Source organism: Proteiniborus sp., assembly GCF_040308045.1.
In the GTDB taxonomy this organism is placed as follows: domain Bacteria; phylum Bacillota; class Clostridia; order Tissierellales; family Proteiniboraceae; genus Proteiniborus.
On record NZ_JAWRHZ010000068.1, the window covers coordinates 14,597 to 36,401 of the forward strand.

The following is a 21,805-nucleotide window of genomic DNA, read 5'->3' on the forward strand; positions in this document are numbered from 1 at the left end:
GACCCTCCTGCCCTTAGATTAGTTTTAGTTTTGTGTTATCAGTTAGTTGTTCTTTTAGACTCTTGCGAATTTGCTCTAATACTTCTTCTATATCTTTATCAGTCTCGATTTCCTTTGCACCATGTAATATATTAGATATACTTACATGTATAGTTTTCTTAGTTACATATGGCGGTGTCTCTCCTTCACCTGAAGTTGTTGGTGGTTCATTTTCTATTACAGGTGGTTTTCTCCTCTGCTTTTCTCTGTTTATTTCATCAAAGCAGCGAATCTTTATTCTATCTGATTCTTCCTTCATTGCAATTGCTTCATAGAAGTTATTTGCACTGTCTAAGCGTTTTAATAGATTATCGAACAAACCTTTAAACTTAGTGTATAGTTCATCCTTAAATTCATATATAGATAATTCATTTAACACCTTTTCACAGTCGCTTTTAATTACATTTCTCACTGGCTTACATTCTTCTTCTAGTAACTCTGTAAATTTATCTATAAATTGATCTATTAAATTAGGTAATTTATGAATTTCAGAGTATGGCTCTTTTGATTTAACTATTCTTTCTATTTCACCAATTAGCTTAATAGTTTCTTTGTCAACTACATAGGTGCTATTATGTTTGTATATGTCTAACTGCTTAACAGCATTGTCAAACTGCTCTCTTTGATTTTTGAAAAACTTCTTTACTTCGAATACTTCTTCTTCATATTCTAATAGCTCATCTCTTAACTCATATACTTTTCCGTAAAATTCAGTGCTATCCCTTAGAGCTAATATTTCTTCAAATAGCTTTTGACCTCTTTCTAATATCTCTTTTCCTGGATAGTATATATTGTTTTTATAATTCTCTAGTAGAAAATATATTCCATAATCATTTGTATCTATACTTCTCATGTTTAGTTCTTGCTCGCATAGCTTTTTGAATCTTTCCATTAGGCCATCTTCATCATTTGGCATTGCTGTAATATCAAAGACTTCCTTAGCTAAGCTTTTTACGTTGTTTATATATTTTGCGGGAACTTTAGTTCTTTTCTTAATTACTAGTCTATCCTGATAGTCTCTTTTAGTGAGATAATTGATTAAATCCTTATCAAATATATTGATATATTCACTTCCAAGTTGTAGTTTCACTTCCTGAGCTTTAAATAGTCTCAGTACTATGCCTACTATATCTAAGTCCTTCCATCCATAAGGAGCCTTTGAATATAGACTAACTATAGACTTTATTGTCATAGGAATATTTCTATCTGTGTTTCTCTCAATAAAACCATCAACCTCATCCACTGCTAATTTGTTTGGCATATCATCTGCTATTTTTAGCTGCACGTCATCTTCTAATATGATATCGTTTAGATCTTTGTTGCTTTCCACAAATGTTGTGATGTAACTAAGTTTATTGTACATGCTCTCTATAAGTACTTTAAATCCTTCATTTATTCTCTCTACTGGATTCTTTGATCTAATGTCTAGTTTTTGTGAGTCAGCATAGAACTCTGCTGCTTTTATTGCCTCAATAAGTGATGATTTTACTCTGCCTCCTCTTTCCTTTACTTCCCTAGATTTTCTAATCTTAATTTCTTCTATTTCTGGAGTAGCTGCAGCTCCACCTTTTCTCATTAAGTAGGTTTTTATCTTTAATACCTCTTCCATTTCCTCTAAGAAAGTAGTGTCCATAGGCAGCTTTACAATTAGATTGTTTTCCCTTGTAGACATCAATTTAAGCTCTTGGTCTGTTAGTTCTATACCCGTATCATAATATGGGGTTATAATCTTTAATCCTATTTCGTGCTTTTGAGGTGATAATAACCTGTCGTCTATTATCTTATTAAAGTCAAAATGATACCTGGAATTATATCTGTATTTCTTTTCATCGTAAATTCCCTCGAAGATTTCTTCTCCGATTTTCAATATAGTTTCACTCATATCGATAGGAATGTTTTGAATTTCTTTGTTTACATCCTGTTCTTCGTGAGTAAGGAAAATATATTCGTCACCATTTTTTTGGGTTAAAGTTTCTTTTAATAGTCTCTTTAAAGATTCTTCAATTTGTTTCTTTAGTTCGATTTTGTCATCGTCAATATGTCTAACCATTAAAGTGGCTATGTTTTCTATATTTGAAGGCATTTCTTTTACATATTTAATTAAAAAAAGTACCTTTAAGACTTCTACATCTTTTTTTGTTAAACGTTCATTGTCCTCGGCTTTTATTATGACTGTTCTAATATTTGAATCTAAAAATGCTTCTACAGTTTCATAGAAAGCCCCAAATGGTATAAGTGTACCTATTTCACTATCTGCATAGATAATAGCCGATTCCTGGAATGCACTAAGTAATGAACGTTCTCCTTCTGACAAGTGTTTACCACTAGCTCCATGTAGCCTAATACCTGTAAATACAGATTGAAGCAAATTAAATTGATATGGTATAAATGGATATACATTTACAAAGTCTTCTTCTGTTTTGTAAATCTTCATTTCTGGTGTATCAGCTGAAAAAGTGATTAGATTTTTTAGGATAGCTTCTTTATCTTGATATAGTAGTTTTAATGTATCTCTAGCAACATCAGTTTTGCGAAGAATTCTTTTCTTTATTACTTCGTCTACATTTGCTGAGGATAGAATAAGTCTAGTGTTAAATCTTCCTTGAATTTTTGAAAAGTCGTTGCCTTTTACTTTAGTAATAGAGTCTATGTCCTGTTGTGATGTAACAATGACCCATGCTCTTCCTCCGCAGTAGGTACCTAAGTCCTCTACTACGGTTTGGAGATTAAGCATTAGACCTACATCATCTCCTATGTATTGTCCTATTTCATCCGCTAGAAAAACAACATGATGATTGTTTCCTTTTGATTCTATATATTCCTTAACTAGGTTAGCGAACTTCTCTATACTTAATGAGTAGTTTTGTTCTGCTTTGTTGTACCAGCTTCTAGCTGCTTCCTCACTCATTTTTGTTGTTTCTGATAATGCTTTTACTATATTATCTTCTTCAAAATAAAAGTCTTCTCTTGAATCTTCCCAAGTGTTACCTGATAGTTCTTTAAATTTAGCTTTGAAAGTTTCATATGTACCATCTTTTACTAATTGTCTCTCTAGTTCTGCAACCCAAGGAAGTGCAGCACAAAAGCCTTGCATTTCATTAAATACTTTCATAAAAACTTTAACAATAGCATCTTTATTAGCTTTTGAAGTAGAGTCTGATTTGGAATCTATATTAAATAAAATCACATCTGCACTAGTATCTCCTGCCATTTTTATGTCAGCTAGCACCATAGAATCCTCTATTTTATCATCGAAATAGTGAATAGCATTTTGACCCTTTACCTCTTTATTTTCTAATAGATATGATAGTATTTTTAAAAAGTGAGACTTACCGCTTCCAAAGAAGCCTGATATCCATACTCCCATTTTATCTGTGTAGTTATTTATGCCTTTTTTATATGCTTCAAAGAATTCGCTAAAGTGTTTAGCCAATTCCCTAGTTACAACATATTCTTCAAGCTCCTGATAGACATTTGATTCATCATCTTGTCCTATTTTAATAACTCCTTTGATATCTCTATCAATCTCTTTATAAAACATTTTCCTAAGTTGCATAATATCTCCCCCTTTTCATTTATCTTTCAATCAACTTAAATGCCCTATAATAATTGTCGTCCTTTATTTCGTCAAATAGCTTAAGCTCAAGCCCATCATATACCCCTGGAAAAAACATTATGAGTGGTACTTCATCAATGACTGAATGTAGTGTGTTTAAAACTGTATGAGATCTGATAATAGGCCATGCTTTTCCTACTCCAGTCAAAAATACTATGTCATTCTTTTCTACTCTATCTCTTATATACTCTACTACTAGATCATTATTTTGGGTTAATCTAAGGGTTTTCTTAATAGCGTTTAGTATATGCTCTGTGCCTTTTTGTTTTTCCATATCAAGAACCTTGTTTAAGTACCCTTTGCTTTCTAGAACATCTAACATGATCTCATATAGGTCGAACTCTTTTATTTTTATTTCTGAGCTTTCATTATTTATTTTCTGCTTTAGGTATTTAATATGCTCCCTAACTATAAGCTCATCACTAGGGTCATAGTCAAATATATAGTAACCTATTTCATTGCCTAGTCCTTTGTTTTCTCTAAATCTCTTCTCCTGTAGCTTTGGAAGAATCCTGTCTAGTCTTTCATATATATCCATTTACATCTCCCCCAACATGACTTCTAAGTATACTCTATCACCTGTATCTATTAGATGATTTTTTACTTCTTCCTCTATTATCTGAGGTATGATCATTACTTCATTTTTTGTGTTCTTAATGAATCCTGCTTCTGATAGAATTCTTTTATATACTTGTTTAAGCTTATAATAAGTATAGTCCTGCCATGATGCAACTTTTTCACTTTGCTCTGCTTTTCTTCTGAAGAATATATTAAAATCTTTGTCATCTATATTAAAATCTTTTAGCAAAATCTTTTCCCTATAGACTTCCTTCATAAATTCAAAAAAAAGCCTGTCTGTTTTGAGTATGCTATAAATAGTTAGCTGTTTACTTGTTTGTAGGCTGCCATTTACGATTTTATCTAATATGTAATCATCTAATACTTGTATTCTACTAATAACTGCTGAAGCAATTTCTTTTTTTCTGGTTTCTGTATTGACAGAGAAAATATTTTCTTCTAATGACTTGTTTTTTATATCCTGTTCATTAAAGCCTTGAATTTTCAAGGATACTGCCTTCTTTAATTCTAGATATAAAAATGGCCTGGCTTTTAAAATCGATGTATATTGTAACATATTTTACAATCACTTCCTTTCAGATGGGCCACTTTGATAGTTATATTATATCATTGTGGGGGTGGTTGTCTAGTAAATAATCTAAAATGCTAAGACGACTGGGGTTAAAACTAATTATATATATCCAATTAATTATAGAAAAAACTTCTTAAAGGGCATTTACAAGAATGAATGAATTATTATTATCACATACTTTAATATTTCTTTTTAGTCTATAAAGAAAGAATTTTACACTCCCACCATTTATTATGAAGGAATTTTATTGATATTGTAGAATTAAGGTATAAGATATAAAAAATGGGGGTATAAACTATGATCAATAAAGATGACTTAATGGGAAATCAAACTATTCAAAATGCTATAGTTCCTTACGTTGAAAACATTCATAGTGATAAAAGTCAGAAAAAAAATGAAGCATTTTATAAAAAACTACGTAAAAAGATAGATTCTTGGAGTAAAGACAAGAATTGCCCAGATACCTTGAAAAGTATAATTTTATTAGTTCCAGACTTATTCTATTTACTATGGAAAATATCTTTAGACCCCTCGCTCCCCAAAAAATATAAAGGAAAAGTTGTATATGCTATTTTATATTTCTTAAGCCCTATCGATATCATACCCGATGCATTAGGAGCTTGGGCACTTATAGATGATGCTTTTGTTGCAATAACTACTATAAACGCTTTAATAAATGAACTAGATCAAGAATATATTCAACAATTCTGGTATGGCGATCCTAATGTGTTAAGTAATTTGCAAGCCTTAGTAAAAGAATGTGATAACCTACTTGTATTCATTGTTAAAGAACTCATCCCTAGGGCGCTTGGAAAAAATGATGAACCGTTAATTAAATAATTCTATTTTATTTCCAGTTAAAATATCAAGAAGATAGGTTTATTGTCGCACCTAATAATGTGCCACATTAACCCCATCTCCTTAGCAGTACAGTGTAAGACAATATTATACTAATTAAATATTTCCGTTGGTCTATATATTTGTAATCCAACATTTGTTCATATACTTGATACTATATGAGTAAAGTAACACATTCATTTTATAGCAAGCCAGAATTATACTTTTCAGTTGACGGTGTGCTCAATATGATGCAACTCACTTTTATATTTTGCTCAAAATATAAACCATAGTATTATAAACCACTATCTTAAAACCTAATTAGCTATAGATTATATCACAATAAGTTAATATATTAAGTGTCTGATACAAGTCCCAACTAAATTAATTATCAAGTTCTACTTTTTCCTTTTTATTTTTTCAAAGCAAAATTTTATTTTGCATAATAAATAAGGAATCCTACTATTATCATCTAGAAATTTACTGAATTCAACTTTATGCTTATGATAATGTTTTAGCTTGTGAAACTTGTTTTCAGGTACTTGCTCCAAGTTATTTAAATTTTTAAATGTTTCATTTAAGTAATCTAATATTTGCTTATCATCAGTACAATTCTTTTCCCACATGATTATCTTTTGTGCCAAATCTACTTTAGCTTTAGAATACATTTTACCTGCAAGTATATGGGTTTGTGCTTTGCTCTTAAAGTCTAGTTTTTGTTTTATTAAGGTAAATGCAAACAGCAATATAGAAGTGAAACCTAATAAAAATGATATGTTTTTTATGTCAAAATTAAAGTAATCATCAATATTAATAAAGGTAAACCCACATATAAGTACAGAAAATAAGATTTCAACACTGTCAAAAATTGTATTCCACTTATTATAATAGTCCCTCATTTTAAAATGCATAGAAGCCAACATATCAAATGTCTGTTTCTTTTTCTTAGCTTCATCTAGAATTGTTTTCATAATTTTTTCACCCACCATGTCAATCAAATAATGTTCTTATTGAGTTAATAGTAGCAGGATTTGAAAATTTTCCATTTAATGCTCGAATCTGTTTAGAAGCATACTGCCGATGTAGGCTATTTTTTTCTCCAAAATACTGATCAATATTACCTGATTGTCCAGTAATATCTATCATTGGTTTAAGAATTCTTTTTTCAGCAATATTTAATAAATGTTTTGTCATATCAAATAAAGTTATTCTTCCGTTGTATCCATTAAAAGCTTCTACTGCTAACGCTTCAATGTGATATCCTGATAGTTTGTACCTTTCAGGTAATAACCCTAAAAGATGCTTAGTTAATTTTATTACTGGAACTACCTTATTTGAGTTTATTTTATTAATACCTGTTAACTTACTTGTAAAAGCTGTTGTATTTATTAATTGAGACCATTCTAATGATTTTGACGAAGCAATTCTAATTTTTCCCTCTTCACGAATAGCAGGTAATAACTGAATTTCATAATCATAGAACTTTATTGTAACAGCTAAGATACCTTTATTTATTTCAGTATTAGGAAACCTCTGTAATAGTAAATCATAAAATTTATTTTGCAATTCCTTAGGGGTTAGACCACTAGCTATATCTGGTTTAATCACTACTAGAGCATCCACATCACTGATTCCTTCTACAAAAGTTTTTTTAGATAAAGATCCTCCAAATAAAATTTGTTCTATTCCTTCTATCTCTTTGCCAAGTGTTTTCTCAATTTCATTCAAATGCGTTCTGATAGCTTCAACATCCCTATCGTTTATATGCTTCAAAAGTTCTTCAAGTAATTTATTTATTTCCATTTCTAACTCGGAAGTACTTACTGCTTCTTGACTAGTATTGATTTTGCTACTTGTATTAACATCTCTATAGCTAGATCCACTACTACCAGACATAATTATATCCCCCCTATAGCTTCTATTACTTGATTAATGTATAATCCTTTTCCCTGTAAAATATTACAAAGCAAAGAACGGATCATTTTCATATCATTATTCATAGAATAATCTCTTAGAGTTTCTTCAAGACTTAATAAATCCAGTATATTATTAGCCATCATCCAGTACTTATTATCAATTTCACTTCTATCAATCATATAATTATTAGGATTATGCAAGGTTGAATTATTAGAAAATCTAACTCTTTGCCAAGACAATCCATCAAAAATATTCGCACCTGCTAAAAAGTACAAAGTTAAGACATTAGGTTCTAGTCCTCCAAATATATGAATGGAACCTTCCCATCCAAGAGAATCCATAGTAGAACGAACTTTTATAATATTTAGAAGTTTGTCTTTTAGCGTTATTCCAAGTTCTTTTTCAGTAATGCCAATTATACTGAATTTCATAAGTTCTTCTTTGTATTGATCGAATTGGCGATAAAAAGAAGTGAAATCATCTTTAATCTTAATTAAAAAGTCTATAGTAGCGTTTGGAAATTCAGTCTTCAATAAACCAGCTTTCATTATTTGATTATATAAATCTACTTGGCAATCAAATGTAGTAAGCACCAGTTTAGTACTATCAAACAAACTTGACTTATATATTTTTTGGTAGACTTTTATCATATTTTTTATATTCCATTCGCATATATGATAATTATACTTATATTTTTCACTAAGGTCATAAGAATCTGAGATTTCATATCCACCACTATCTACAAATAGAAAATCTGTTAATGGATATTCATCGATATTATCTGGCATTAAATTATAATATACATCATATGAACTGATTAAATAGGTATGATATAAATACTTGTCCAACATCAAAATCAGTTCATGATTGTCAGAAATAATTTTTTCTCCATCACTTATCAACATGTTTCCTTTACTAGAAAACGAAGGGATTATTATAGGATTATCTTTATAAAATAATACTTTGTTATTCATTAGGCCACTCCTTTCTATCAAGACATGACGAACATCTTCCACAAGGAGGATCTAACCCATATTCGCAACTATAAGTCAAGTGGTATGGCAAGCTTTTTAACATAATATATTCTATTATTTCAGGTTTAATCCATTTAATAAAAGGAGCCTCACATATAATTTTACCACCTGAGTATAAATCAATTACATCATTAATCTTTTGTACGAAAATTTCAGAACAATCTACGTAAGAAGTTCCTGAGTGTATTCCAAGTACGATCTTATAGCAATCACTCTTAATTTTAGCTAAAACCTGTAATACCAAGAGGGCATTACGGCCAATAATTTCTCCACCTCCATCAATATCTAAATCCGGAAGATGTAAGTATTGTAAATCAATATTAAAATAATCAGAAATTCTTTTTGCACTTTTATATTCCTGCACTCTTGATGGTTGTCCATAATCGCAAAATATGCCTTTTACATCATAACCTAAATCAATGTAAAAATTAATAGCTGCCATAGAATCTAATCCACCACTTAATAATATATACGCTCTCATAATCATCCTTACCTCACAACTTACTCGAACTTCATGATTTTACATACATAGACCCATTCTTCATTAAAAAGCTTCTTGCACTTTTGTGAATAGCTTGTTATATGTTGTCACAAGCAAAAGTCCATTCCATTCTAAATTTAATGTTGACTGCTAACAAAATAAAATAGTAATAATTGTTCCAACTGCTCCGCCAATTAATGCAATAATGATATCTTATATATAATTAAGAAGTACTCCTGACTTCTCTCTTTTTAATATCAGAGTTCAAAACTACTCAAATTTAAGGCGATTTTTAAGATCTCTTAAATTGTCCTTTTCTTGATTCCTCTTTATTTGCTCTTCCTTTTCTTTTCGAATCATTTCATAAAGGTATTTTCTATACTTTGCATTAGAATTGGCTACATCCTGTTTTAAATCATTTAGATGGTATTTTTCAAGTTCCTCAGGTACACAATAGATAACTATACAATCACCTTCTATCCATGCTTTTCTCCACATTGTATGTCTGGGGAAACTACGCTCCGCCATAAAAATATCGCGCCAATCCATTGGTGGACGCATTGAAAGATTTAAATAAATATCATACAATAGCTTTTCGGGATTTGGCTTATATGTTTTAGATTCATCTAGTCCTATTATGCGAATATCTTCAAAATCAGATAAACATTTTTCATTTGCAGTCATTTCAATTTCTAATTCATTTTTGATTATTTCTTCAACAATAGGTTTGCTTTCTTTAACACTAATTCCCATAGCGCTTAGTATCTTGGGAAAAGTGGAATTATATCTTTCAGGAGATGTAAAGTCTGCATAAAGTTTATCTCTCAAAAATGGTGGCATTTCAACATGTTCTAACAACATAGGAAGAATAACTACTTTCTTTTCTGAAAGTTCCTTCTGCATAGCAACTTGTAATTCTTTTTGGACCCATTCAGAGTTAATTGAATTTTTAGAAAGAACTACACCTACATAATCTGTCTCATCAATAGCCCTTCCTACTTTTTCTGTAAGTGATTCCCCTATCTTTATTTCTGCTTCATCTAGCCACACTTTAACCCCGTACTCCTTTAAATGCTCTGCTAATTCTCGCACGAAAAACTTGTCTTTTGAGCTATGACTTAAAAAAATTGAACTCATCATTTTCCCTCCATATATATAATCTCAGATAACATATTATTTCAGGACTCAGTTTCACTAATACTATAGTTTGAAAAGTATTTGTGAGCTGTAGCTCGTGAATATTAATTTATTTATCTAATTAAGTTTCATTAGCCTGTTTATCTATTTCTCTAATGATTGATTCCATTTCGCAAATGCATACCTCAAAATGTTAATCCAATATAATAAGGATTTATAATTACATAATACCACTCATCTACACATATAATTCTATACATGTTAAACTTTCCCTTCTTTTTTACAAAATCTATTATTTAAGTTATCTTTTTACTCAAAAAACACAAAAAGTCGAGGTTTCTCGACTTATGTTTATTGATACTCAATACTTATAATCTTAATATCTACTATCTAAATAAGTAAAAAAACTAACGATTATTTTGCAGTAAATTTGCATTTTGGATAATTACTACAACCTTTGAAAGTACCATATTTACCTTTTCGAGTTTTTAATTCACCACCACACCATGGACATATATTGTTTTCTATTTTATGTTCTTTTTCCTGTTTTGACTGTTTAATATTTAGTACATGATCTCTAGTGATATCCTCATCAGTTATTCTCTTTGACATTATTAGTTCATAGATCTTTTGAACATCATCTTTTGAAATTACTTTCTCTGTATATTTTTTTATTGTTTTAACTACCTGAATTGTAAACTCAGTGATGTTCTTCAAGTTGCGTTATCATCTTAACAATTAGCTTAGGATTTTTTCTAAAATCTTTTCTTGTAAATTCTACTGGCCTTCCATTTGATATAACACGAATCATATCATCTATTATGTATATATCTTTATTACTATAACTAAATCCTCTAATTTTAGTGCTATTAGATATGTTATTATCCTGAGCTACAGCTTTTACTTCTATATCAAGCCTCTTCAGCTCCATCCATAGTCTAAATTCTTCTTTATCTTTTATACACAGCTCTGAAACTGTTTCAGAATTATTCAGTAAATAATCTGTTGTATATAGAACTCTTATTACTTGAAAACCTTCAACTCTTAATGGCCTATCTAGTTCCTTCCATTCCTCTATTTCAAATCTAATATATAATTCATCAGATTCTTTAGGTATCTCTTTTATCTCACTTCTTTTAACTAATTTAATATCTTTAACATTTCCATAATATTTAATTCCTGCATAATTTCCAAATAATCGTTTTGATTGGCCTATGGCAATAGTTTTTATTAAGTGATTATTCAAGTCTACATTTTTTAACTTAGTATGATAAAATTTATTCTCTAAATTTATATGTAGTTGTTCTTTACTTGATAACGAGCCAACTAAGACTGATCTGTCTGAGAAGTATTGATCTTTTAAGTAGTATTCTTGTCCAACTTGCTTTAGGCTTCTTTCATATGTTGATAATGAAGATTCTTCGATTAACTCATCAAGGAATTCTTCCATTATTTTTGTAGAATTAGGTAAGAAAGGAATACCTCCAACATTAACTAGATCAATACTTTTATAGAATTTATGTTCTCGATATTTTTGTTCATTATTATAAGGAAATAATACAAAAGCACCAAATATGTTTCTTTCTATATTAGATTCCTGGCTTTTTTGATATATTATAGCATCCCTATATCTATGCATTGTATTTATGTCATCTTCTTCGGGACCTGGTTTCTTATAATATTCTCTATATCTACTACCTTGATTGGCAAAATTAATACGATACTTTGCATCAAATATATAATTATAAACAACATCATTTCCATCTTTTTTTATACTAAACACATTATCAGGCTTTTGTGGTATAGTTTCAGATTTCATTAATGAGTTATATGAAATTGTAAATAGTTCGCCATTTTTAGGATTTTGATAAGTTACCTGCGTTTCGCTTCCTTTCTTAAGAGTAACAAAGACTCCACTATTATTGATTTTTACTAAATCATTTTGTATTAGCTTGTACTTTTTTCTCAATATACTATTTATCTTAATAAAGCACCAATACTCATATAGTGTAGCCATTTCTTTCATTGACATTTTAAATACATCACCATACATAATTAAACCTTTTTTTAGCATGAGATAGTATTTATATACATCTTTGTACCCCGGTGCCATCTTAAATACTAAGGAAAAAGATTCTCTCGGTTGATAACTACTTACTTTGTTTAAAAAAGAACTCTTAATATATGAATTTAGTTTCTTTACCATAGTATTAACTCTATTTAAAAAAACTTCATCATCTGCCCTGTATAATAAGCTATATTTACGTTTTAGTTCTTCTAATCTTACTATAGTCATCTCAATCATATACTTAAGATATTGATTTTCATATGTATCTACTGTTACAGTTTTATTAGTATTTAGTGCTTTTATGGGAATATAATTATTGTCTATTTTTACTAGACTTGTAGTGTTCTTTTCAAGCCATCTAACAGTTTCACTAGAAGTTTTCTTTAGTTTATGATAAGGCAAGATTCTTTCTTCTTTCACTAGTGAGTGATGAGGTTGATTAACGATTACATTGATTGACTTTATTAAATTATCATAAATATATTTAAATATACTAAAAAATTCGGTTAAGCTATTACCTTCCTTTTCACTCAAAGTCATATTTAAATAAGTTCTCTTTAAGAAATCAAAGGATAAATTATATATTTCTTCATTAACATCTAGTAGAATATTTAAATAGTCTTTTTTATAATCAATTTTTGATGGAAATACTTCAATTCTTATAAATAGATGTTCCTTATTATCGACTAATATTATAAACTCAGTCATTCCTATATCGCTTTTAAAGTTAATACTACCAGCCAAAACCCTATTACTCTTAGTGGTATAGGTAATTTGATCTCTTATTAACTTATTCTCATGATAAAACTCTATAGCATGATTGCCTTTATCTTCAATTATGATTTGATAATCTTGATATTCCCAAAACATGACTTTTTCGCTATATGTACTGATATTTATTAGTTCATTTTCTGGTATACATTTATAGAATAAGATATCTTTAAAGACATCTTCAGAATAATCAAAGTCTGTGTCACGGTATTTACCTTTGATAGTGAAGTATAGTTTTTCAGTCTCTATTGAAACTAGTTCTACTTGTTTATTCCCAGAAGGTTGTAAAGCCATCAACCTCATGCCTCCTAATCATACTGCATATTTTCTCTGCGCATAGAGGGTATTTAACATTGTTATTTTTAATATAACTGTGCATTTTCTCAAAATTATCATTTGCATAAGGATCATATTGACTGCTTGTATTATTGATGAATATCTTAAATAGCTCTATTAGTACACTTTTAATGCTAAAATTGCTTCCTTGGACTCTAGGCAATATTTTTTGCTTTATAGCATAATCCATTGCCATGTCAAAACTCATTAGATTTTCTTTTATAGAGTATAAAGTATAAAAAATAATTTCATCTCTAATTCTATAGCCAAATTGTAAGCCTACTTCTTCAAGCTTGCTATTTATTTTTTCTAATATATATATGACTTCTTCTATATGTTCTTTTTCATCAATGCAGTCCTTAAGCTTTACATAATTTGATGACAGCATATCATTTTTAAGTACTAATGGTTTCAATTCATCTATATGATCTTCTAAGCTTTCAAAATCTACACTTAGCTTAACATGGTTAAATTCAATAGTATTCGCTCTATCTAATACCTTTTTGCTAAAAGGAAATGTAGTTTCGTCCATATTAACAGTTCCAACAATATATAAATTATCAGGTATATATAAATAGCTATATTTAGCCTTTGACTCTTCATCATCACCAAAAAATTCATCTTTTAACAATCTGTTAGTTATTATTCTTCCGTTGCCTTTTCTAGTTTCAATAATTGATAAAATATCACTAAAATAATACTCTACTCTGGCTAAATTCATCTCATCCAAACAAATAAAGTAAGGTAAGCTATCTGTATCATCTACAGCTTTCTTAACTATATTAGTTAAAGGACCAGGCTGAAAAAAGCCTTGGATATTTCTATATCCAAGTAAATCTGAGGGGTCAGACCAATCAGGACGTACAGGTATGAGATTGTATCTGCCATTATCTACGTTTGCACCTATAGCTTCGGCATATAATTCAACCAGTTTGCTTTTCCCTGTACCTGAAATACCTGCAAGCAAAACAAAAGGTTTAGTTTTCAATGAAAGATAGAAGTTTTTTATAGTATCTAAGCTATAAGTATATCCTTTTGAAGTTATGTATTTATGAATGTACTGTATTATTTCCTCAGAATTCATTTCATTTGGCTCATTTAGCATTATGGATTCATCACTCTTTTCCCCATCATATATTTCTGTTTCATTATTTAAGTATTTTTCATAGTACTCTACCATTTTCTTAAGGTCTTTTATCAGTTTTTCATCATCCGGTATTGATTCAATGTTATATTCAAAAGCCCCTATTATTCCTACTTCGTACAAATCTCCAAGACTTCCGCCATCAAGCTTTATGTTTTGCGAAGCAATTGTAGCATCCATGCCCACTCTTTTTCTTATATTCTTTGCGTTTTCAACAAGTTTTTGTTTAGCTCCCTTTGTTCCTAATTCACTCTTAAGTTCTGTCACTCCTTGATTTAGTGTCAAATATAATCTTCCCATGTCATTTGAAAACAGATATCCAATGTAAACTCCACTCTGTATCAATGTTGTGCTTTTTCTATTCATTAAAGCAATCCATGGAATGTTTGCCCAGTTACCTTGTCCAATAGAGCCAGTAATAGTATATTGATCTGAATCTATAAAATCTAATTTAGTAAAATATTCAGGTAGGATTTTTCTAAAAATGTGTCCAAGCTCATGTCCTGCAAAGGGTTCATGATTTTTTGCTTCTATGTAATTATTCATTATTTTTTCTAAATATTGTTTTAGAATCATTGAATTCTTTTCCTTTTCTACCCTTGTAGTATAATAGATGAGTAACTTTTCTCTTAAGTTCTCTTCTAGTAGCTTCAAATCATTATTATTTAGAGTTTGCCATAAATCTTGGTTGAATGCTATATTTTCTTTTCCCCCAATGTTTTTCTTAATAACGTATCCTTTATCACTAACAACTTTATATGCATTTTCATTCATTGTGGATTTAATAAGGTTTAAAGATAATGACTCAATCTCAGTCTGTATTTTGCTATCGTTTTGCTCAACTAATAAACCTTGCTCATGTCTATTTCTGTAAAAATCCAAAATTTCTTTACAAACTATATCGTATTCTGCTTTTCCTTCATTATCTACATTGTTGATTAATGCTAGTAAAAATACTAATTTGTATGATTTTTGATATAAACTGTTATTTAGTGTGCCTTTTTCACCTATGTAATTTAAAAAATTGGCCTTAATCTCACTATTGCTAATTAAGATTAATTTGTACTCACATGGATTATCTGTTTTATAGAATTCAATATATTCAGCTATTTCATTTGGAACTACTATTTTTGAACTATTTCCCTGATTTTTTATAATGTAATCATAGCTTGTTCGAAATTTATTTATCAGATATTTAATTAAATCTTTATTTGCATCATATCTTATCTGTAATGTATCTCCTGAACGTCCTTGACTATTTATATTCCTCAACTCTACTTCTTCAGTTCTATCATCAAATATTAGCTTTACTTTTTCACTGCTTCCTAGTTCAATAAATTTTGATGGAATAATACTTAAGAAATCTTTATGATATTCTTTAGGAATGTGTATCCCATACTTAAAAATAAATAAATCTACTTTTTTCTTTCCAAGCAAACTTTTATTGTCTGACGGCCTTACCCAGCTCATGTTATCAGCAGGCATAATATCGCTCCTTATCTAAGTTTTCTTCTAGCTATATAAACATAATTAGGTATCACTAATAATGATGTCAATTTTTCACATATTACTTAGAATATTCGTCACTACAACTTATTTTCCTTCATATTTCCATTTAATTATTCATAACTAGTATTCAATAGCTATCTTTCTCATTTCTTTAAATATCATAGTATTAAATCTAATTCTTCAAGAGTTACTTAATACTCATAAATTTTTTCTTATAAATACCCGTATTTCTCAAAAAGCTCTTAATAATAGACTGATATCTTAATAAAATCATCTATAAAAAAATAAATGCCTAGGTACACATAATCTTAATTTACCTAATAGGCATCTATTTTATATAATTTTGATTTTTTTACATAATATCGCTTTATTCTTATAGATATCTTTTTTAGATATTTTTAAAATTCTTTATATCTCAAAAATATCATAACAATACCTTACATACTGACTTCTTTTTTTATCAAATTCTAAACCTTGCTCTTGAAGGATATTTAAAATATATTTGTCTAATGCATAAGGACTTCTCTTCTGTAGCTTTTTAGCGGTTTCTTTATCAATAATTATTTCATACTTGTCAATAGAAATTATAAAATCATCTATGGTTTCATTTAGTTGAAACTCATATCCAAATTCCTTGCTTATTGTAGTTAAAATAAGATTAATAAACTTATCAGTTGAACTATTGTGAGCAATATAACCTCTTATCCATCCTTGAGTATTCATATAAATCCCCTCCAAAATATAGTTAATTACATAGGAACCATGCATTTCAAAAATAAAAAATCCTTCTCAATACTCAATTAAGAAGGACTATCTCTAAAATTCATTATACGCACCTCCTTATCGGTATTAGCTGAACCACCTTACTTTTATAGCAGGTTGGTGTAGGATCACAGAGCTAATTCTCTCCCCTACTCTTGATAAGTTGCTTTTTAGTTGTATGTTTATTATACCATATCAACTCAAATGCATTATACTATATTATTCAGCTTTCTTCACAATTATATGAAGATGCTCTGTAGTATCTCTATACTGAGGCAGTTCACAATACTCTGTAGCTTTTTTAAAATAGTTTTCATATGCTTCAGGCATATACAGGTATAAGTTTTTCACCTGAAAACTAAGTCCTGCTAAAAAACTTTCTGCACCAGCATATGATACTATTTCAAATCCAGATTTCTTTATTTCATCTAAGGCTAAAGGAGGTGTAGTAAAATATGTAGAAGTAAAGCTTTCCTCTGATGAAAACTTTAAATCTCCATTTTTATATCTGTCAAAATGCTCTATATCTTTAAAGACATCTGGAAATTCCCCTACACTTGCCTTGAGTGCTCCCCACGTGTTGATATATGATATGAGTGCTACACCATTCTTTTTTAATATCCTATAGGTATCTCTTAATACCTTGATTCTATCTTCAGAGCTATGTAAATGATATAATGGGCCCATTACTAAAGCCCCATCAAAAGATTCATCCTCTAAGAACTCAAGCTCTAATGCGCTTTTACAGTAGTAGTTTTGTGCAATCAAATTAGCTTCTTCAACCTTTCTTTTTGCAATGTCTAGCTCATTTTTTGACAAATCCAAAAGACTAACCCTATATCCCATTTTAAGCAGTTCTAAAGAGTATCTTCCTGGACCTGAACCAATGTCAATAATTTCACCACTTTTAGGAAAGTATTTTTTAATTAGATACATAGTCGAACAGAACTCTACCATTGAATATGGATTATTTAATCTCTGCCATTCAAGCTCTGCATTCTCATCATAATATTTTCTTACTTCACTTGTCATCAAAATTCCCCCTGTTTTTATTAGGTATTGTCAAAAATCTTAATAGTGATTTCTAACAACCCTTGATTTTTAAACATTTATATTGATTAAAATAGTTCTCCGCATGAAGGATATCTTTTAATATTTTTATAAACAAAAATGGATGACAACTTTCCATTCATCAGTTATAATATCGTCGATTAAAACAACAAATAGCCAGATTAGAAAGTTTTAAGTAGTGCATTATGAATTCGATTAGTAACAAAGTCCACCAACAATAACAACCCCCTGTGCTTCCTCTAATGGTAAATGTGGAATATGAAGACTTCCACCACTCCAGCAGAGTATAATTCTTGGTTTATCACTAGGCATTTCTTTAAATAACCTGTTTAATTGATCAATTATAGCATAATGGTCTACTTTCATGTATTCATCCCAGTTTATTGATTCATGGTCTACTCCACTGCGAGTGTATCTCAATGTGCTCCATCCACCATTAGTTAATGTTTTTGATAACTCCTTGTACAAAGACATACACCCCAAAAGGTAACTAGAATCGCATCCTGGGATATTACCATCTATGTTCATTGGTGCTGTACCATGAACTAGAAGGATACTCCCCCTACTTTCTATGTCTACTGGATGCTCCCATTTTACTAAACCTTCTCCCACTTTCTTCCCCTCCTAATAAACTAATCAATATCTATTCTATATCCCACATTGCTCACACCCAGTTCCTCTGAACAATTATATTTAAAAAATAGAATAGTTTTTTATATATAACAAATATTCTTGTTATGTAAGATTTGACATTTATAGGCTACTTTCCTGCTATTTTTTTATTGTTTTACTAGCTACATGATATTTCAAAATAGAAAGCTATCTAAAACTCTTTAAAATTAGCTTTAGATAGCATAGAATGACAGATTCAAGCATGTGATATGCTTTGAATCATCATATTCGATTTGAAGTAGTAAAAATCATATATACCTTGTCCATATATGGAGCTAGAAATCTTGCTACCTGTTTGCCATATTCATCGCTAGGATAATACATATCGAAGTATTTACCCTCCTCTTTCAAGAGACCATTTCTACGAGAATTATTTTTTCCTCTAAACTCTTCTATCTTTGCATCACACTCAGTTGAAGCTACAAGGCTTTCAAGGTGTTCTGCTGTATATATGTTTTTATCTTTTATTGTAGTAATCTCTACACTGTTATTTTTAGGGTTCCAATCAACTATTGCACCAAAAGATTCTATTACTTTTCTTATTGGTAAATAGGTCTTCCCTTCAACTACAAGAGCTGCAGTATCATTCTCTACTTTTTCACCGTTTACTACTATATATTTTTCCCCAATAATTAATCGTGGAAATTCCAGCTATCCTTGTCACACGCTCTATTAATCTTTATTTATTTAATGGAATATCTTGTATTTCTAGCTTTCCCTTCTTGTTTTATTTTGGCTTCCTTTATTAATTTTTTGAGTATTAGATTTACACTTGATTTACTTAAGCCAATCTCTAACTCAATATCTCTTCTTGCTACAGGTTCTTTCTGTTTAATAATATCTAAGACTTTTTCTTCATTAGTATTTAAATTTTCCTTATAATTTACATTAGGTAATACCATAACGAAGGCATTTTCAGATACTTTAATTTCTGGGATTAGATCATACTTTGAATAGCTTTCATAAATTCTCTGTATACCAGTCCCATAACTTTCAATAAGCTTTAATCGATAGAAACAAGCTGCAAGGTTTTTATTTCTAGTTTCTGATACTCCTAACATTATATCTTCCATAGTAAGCCCCGAAACAAGTCCTCCAACGGAAACGAACTCTATTCTATCATCAAATATATGAATTAAAGTGCTTCCACTAAAATTGTAATCTCTATGCACGACAGCATTTATTAAAGCTTCCCTTATTGCATAATAAGGATAGTCTGCTCTATCAATTCTGTTTAGACCCTTAAAATTAGTTTCTAATTTATTATATAAATTTACATATTCATATACATCATCTAATTGTTTTAATACAGATCCAACAAATTCCTTTCTATCTCTAAATTCCAACTTTGTTTTACCATTATAAATTGCACACTTTGTTGAGTGTTCACATTGATCAGATAGTAGTAAGCCTAAATTCGTATAGTATCCATCATCATTGATAATACTTAAAGTTCTTTGTTGAGACTTTTCAATCAAAACTCCCTTATCATTAAACACATCTTTTGCATACTCAAAAGTCAATTCTTGGTTAATACAACGCGCTTTTTCGAAGCTTAGCCCATCACTTTCTATTATCATTTGTCTAATTGCTTCTTCAGTAGCATGTGCAGATGTAATTCCATGTCTTACAAATACTCCTGATGACTTTAGCCCCTTTGACACCAAATGATAAGGCTGTTTTGTTCCTTTAGAGACTATTATTTCTAATATTTCTTTTCCTTCTATTGTTCTTATGTAAATAGCAGTATGCAAAGTTAAATCTGGTTTTATTGAATCCCTTATAATGCTACTAATAGCTTCTAAATCCTGCTTAGCATTCGACAATCCTATAACTTTGCCATCATCATCAATTCCAATATATATTTTTCCTCCATCAGTATTAGCAAAAGCTATTAATTCCTTTTTTACGGATTCATTTAGCTCTCGTTTAAATTCGATTTTTTCTGTTTCTCTTAAATTCAACACGAACACCTCCTTTAGTAGTATTATAACCGTTAATCGATTAATAAACAACGACTTTATTAATCGATTGTTCGATATTGTTCGATAAATTAATCTATTATAAATATCTACTAACTGATAAATTGAATATTGAACAACTTCCTATGCTGTTTCATATAATATCATTATGAGAATGTAAAGTTAGGAGTAATAGTATGCTAAGGGAAATGAGTAAACAACCAAAGGCCATAATGAAATATGCCGATTATTTCACTGAACTCATGACTAAAGGTGTGAATATTTTCGGTAGAATAGTTTCCCCAAATTCCACCTTGTGAGATGGGTTGAGCCAAGTGAAACCCTTACAAAGCATGATTTTCAAGGCATGTATATCATACCCCCAGGAAGCTCCTTTTCCCTATTTTTTTGTCACCGGGGGATTTTCAGATATATGCGAGAGTTGCTTTTGGCTGGTGGGAAGAAAAAGCATGATCAGAATTAAAAGACCGTTTGGCCTTTTAAATATAGGGGCTATTTATAAGGCAGATAAGAATTAACCGAAGGCTTATCTGCTTTTTAAAGTATAATAAGAGTAGATGATTATATAATGAAAGATTAATTTCTGAGAATAAGAATTAATTAGGTTTTCTAAAAATAAATAGATATTCATGAGCTATCAGTAGAAAATTGTGCTCAATACTTTTATTGTACCAAAAACCAGTCGCCTTGCAATTATGTTGTTCTTTAATTATTGTTTCTTTTAATAAAAAACCTGCATCAATAAAAGTTTGCATTACTTTAAACCCCAATGGCACCATATGTTTGTTCCTTCTAGTGTCACCAATAAATATTGCACAATATTTATTGCCTTTCAAAACTCTAAACGCCTCTTGAGCTACTTTCTTCATTTCTTCCACAAACTCATCAATATCCAAAAGGGACAGATCATTATCCAAATTAGCGCTATATTTAATAATATTAGCATAAGGTGGGTGAGTACATATTAGATCTATACTTTTATCATCAATAAAATCCAGTCTTCTAGCATCCCCATTATATACATGAGGTTCATATTCCTTATTTCTACTAAATCTTAAATTATCCATTGCTAATTTTATAGCTTCTGGATTTATGTCTACTCCTATACCTTTCCTCTCTAGCAGTTTACATTCAATCAAAGTCGTTCCACTTCCTAAAAATTGATCTAGTATAATGTCATCTTTTTTCGAATACCTTAAGATAATATTTCTTGGTATATATGGAGACCAATTGCCTCTATATTTGCCACTATGAGTCGCCCAATTACCCCTATTGGGGA

The 21,805-nt window shown here is 29.9% G+C and carries 17 protein-coding genes, 1 pseudogene and 1 riboswitch; of the genes and pseudogenes, 1 reads left to right on the forward strand and 17 read right to left on the reverse strand.

All coding sequences use genetic code 11. The features are described from left to right. Positions 1–13 precede the first annotated feature (13 nt). From brxC to ABV008_RS16060, 3 genes are read right to left on the reverse strand one after another with little or no spacing between them, the layout of a single operon-like run. A complete protein-coding gene (gene brxC, locus ABV008_RS16050) occupies positions 14–3,595 on the reverse strand; it encodes a BREX system P-loop protein BrxC (protein WP_352420858.1) in 3,582 nt (1,193 codons plus the stop codon). Positions 3,596–3,614: 19 nt separating this feature from the next. Continuing rightward, the gene (locus ABV008_RS16055) at positions 3,615–4,193 is read right to left on the reverse strand and encodes a DUF1788 domain-containing protein (RefSeq protein WP_352420859.1); all 579 of its coding nucleotides are present in this window, start codon (positions 4,191–4,193) and stop codon (positions 3,615–3,617) included. Next, positions 4,194–4,790, reverse strand: a complete 597-nt coding sequence (locus ABV008_RS16060) for a DUF1819 family protein (RefSeq protein WP_352420860.1) — start codon at positions 4,788–4,790, stop codon at positions 4,194–4,196. A gap of 312 nt (positions 4,791–5,102) precedes the next feature. On the opposite strand from ABV008_RS16060, the gene ABV008_RS16065 reads away from it, so the two are divergent. Beyond that, positions 5,103–5,645: a YkvA family protein gene (locus tag ABV008_RS16065; RefSeq protein WP_352420861.1), complete on the forward strand. Its 543-nt coding sequence runs from the start codon at positions 5,103–5,105 to the stop codon at positions 5,643–5,645. Positions 5,646–6,040: 395 nt separating this feature from the next. Here the strand turns inward: ABV008_RS16065 and ABV008_RS16070 are convergent, their stop codons facing one another. From ABV008_RS16070 to ABV008_RS16135, 14 genes and pseudogenes are all read right to left on the reverse strand, one after another. After that, positions 6,041–6,613: a hypothetical protein gene (locus ABV008_RS16070; protein WP_352420862.1), complete on the reverse strand. Its 573-nt coding sequence runs from the start codon at positions 6,611–6,613 to the stop codon at positions 6,041–6,043. 19 nt (positions 6,614–6,632) lie between these two features. Further along, positions 6,633–7,538, reverse strand: a complete 906-nt coding sequence (locus ABV008_RS16075; protein WP_352420863.1) for a CBASS oligonucleotide cyclase — start codon at positions 7,536–7,538, stop codon at positions 6,633–6,635. 2 nt (positions 7,539–7,540) lie between these two features. Next, on the reverse strand, positions 7,541–8,533 hold the full coding sequence (locus ABV008_RS16080) for a hypothetical protein (RefSeq protein ID WP_352420864.1): 993 nt from the start codon (positions 8,531–8,533) through the stop codon (positions 7,541–7,543). Then, the gene (locus tag ABV008_RS16085) at positions 8,526–9,074 is read right to left on the reverse strand and encodes a 7-cyano-7-deazaguanine synthase (RefSeq protein WP_352420865.1); all 549 of its coding nucleotides are present in this window, start codon (positions 9,072–9,074) and stop codon (positions 8,526–8,528) included. Before ABV008_RS16085 ends, ABV008_RS16080 begins: the two co-directional genes overlap by 8 nt. Positions 9,075–9,344: 270 nt before the next feature. Next, positions 9,345–10,211, reverse strand: coding sequence for a toll/interleukin-1 receptor domain-containing protein (locus tag ABV008_RS16090; protein ID WP_352420866.1), 867 nt, complete (start codon positions 10,209–10,211; stop codon positions 9,345–9,347). A 414-nt stretch (positions 10,212–10,625) separates the two neighbouring features. After that, positions 10,626–10,928, reverse strand: coding sequence for a topoisomerase DNA-binding C4 zinc finger domain-containing protein (locus ABV008_RS16095; RefSeq protein WP_352420867.1), 303 nt, complete (start codon positions 10,926–10,928; stop codon positions 10,626–10,628). Further along, positions 10,912–13,344 (reverse strand): DUF2357 domain-containing protein, encoded by a 2,433-nt coding sequence (locus ABV008_RS16100; RefSeq protein WP_352420868.1) that lies wholly within the window; start codon positions 13,342–13,344, stop codon positions 10,912–10,914. The genes ABV008_RS16095 and ABV008_RS16100 overlap by 17 nt, the downstream gene beginning before the upstream one ends. Then, on the reverse strand, positions 13,319–16,015 hold the full coding sequence (locus ABV008_RS16105; RefSeq protein WP_352420869.1) for an MrcB family domain-containing protein: 2,697 nt from the start codon (positions 16,013–16,015) through the stop codon (positions 13,319–13,321). Before ABV008_RS16105 ends, ABV008_RS16100 begins: the two co-directional genes overlap by 26 nt. A gap of 432 nt (positions 16,016–16,447) precedes the next feature. Continuing rightward, the gene (locus tag ABV008_RS16110; RefSeq protein ID WP_352420870.1) at positions 16,448–16,762 is read right to left on the reverse strand and encodes a hypothetical protein; all 315 of its coding nucleotides are present in this window, start codon (positions 16,760–16,762) and stop codon (positions 16,448–16,450) included. Positions 16,763–16,876: 114 nt separating this feature from the next. Next, a riboswitch (SAM riboswitch) is annotated at positions 16,877–16,966 on the reverse strand. A gap of 54 nt (positions 16,967–17,020) precedes the next feature. After that, entirely contained in the window at positions 17,021–17,833 is an 813-nt protein-coding gene (locus tag ABV008_RS16115) for a methyltransferase domain-containing protein (RefSeq protein ID WP_352420871.1), read from the reverse strand. 234 nt (positions 17,834–18,067) lie between these two features. Then, the gene (locus ABV008_RS16120) at positions 18,068–18,484 is read right to left on the reverse strand and encodes a hypothetical protein (protein WP_352420872.1); all 417 of its coding nucleotides are present in this window, start codon (positions 18,482–18,484) and stop codon (positions 18,068–18,070) included. A 546-nt stretch (positions 18,485–19,030) separates the two neighbouring features. Then, positions 19,031–19,195, reverse strand: a pseudogene (locus tag ABV008_RS16125) (stalk domain-containing protein); the annotation flags it as partial. A gap of 32 nt (positions 19,196–19,227) precedes the next feature. After that, positions 19,228–20,511: an RNA-binding domain-containing protein gene (locus ABV008_RS16130; protein WP_352420873.1), complete on the reverse strand. Its 1,284-nt coding sequence runs from the start codon at positions 20,509–20,511 to the stop codon at positions 19,228–19,230. Between the two features lie 611 nt (positions 20,512–21,122). After that, positions 21,123–21,805 (reverse strand): TRM11 family SAM-dependent methyltransferase (locus tag ABV008_RS16135; protein ID WP_352420874.1); only part of this gene is annotated, 683 nt, incomplete at its 5' end.